At 36.4% G+C, this 591-nt stretch carries 1 protein-coding gene; it reads left to right on the top strand.

Features of this window, described 5'->3' with window-relative positions; all coding sequences use genetic code 11:
* The coding region (locus ACCC84_RS23890) for an efflux RND transporter periplasmic adaptor subunit (RefSeq protein ID WP_371902438.1) at positions 1-523 on the top strand (523 nt) is incomplete at its 5' end.
* Positions 524-591 lie beyond the last annotated feature (68 nt).

Raw genomic sequence — 591 nt, 5'->3', positions numbered from 1 at the left:
AGGAAAATCGTTTTTACAAGTAGCTTCTAAAGACCCATTCCAAGTTCAAGGTACGTTAACTGAGCTTCAGAAGTCACAAATTCAAAAGGATCAAACATTCACTGTAACAGCGAAAGCAAATAATAAGAAGAAGTGGACAGGTAAGATTACAGAGGTAAGTGAGTTCCCAACGAGTGCGGAGGCGACTCAAGCCGTTAGTGAGGGAAATCAAAATATGTCTCAATATACATATAAAGCAAGTCTTGATAGTCAAGACGGTTTATTTCCAGGTTATCATGTTTCTTTACAAGTCAATTTAGGGGACAAAAAGATGATAGCTGTACCAAGTATAAGTATTGTAGGAGAAGACGATGATTTATTTGTTTACATCGAGGAGAAAGGAAAACTTCGTAAGCAAAATGTAAAGAAAGGAGCAACTGATGGAGATTGGACTGAGATTATTGAAGGCACGACAGTGGGACAAAAGGTTGTTAAAAATCCTTCCAACAATATATATGACGAAATGGAAGTGAAAGAAAAATGATTACATTAGACGATATCACTAAAACATATTATCAAGGAAAACTTGCGGTTCCTATCCTACATGGGATT

Origin of the sequence: Serratia odorifera, from assembly GCF_041448735.1 — a bacterium.
In the GTDB taxonomy this organism is placed as follows: domain Bacteria; phylum Pseudomonadota; class Gammaproteobacteria; order Enterobacterales; family Enterobacteriaceae; genus Serratia_F; species Serratia_F odorifera.
Note: the sequence above shows the minus strand (reverse complement) of the source record. Positions and strands in the feature narration are given on the sequence as shown.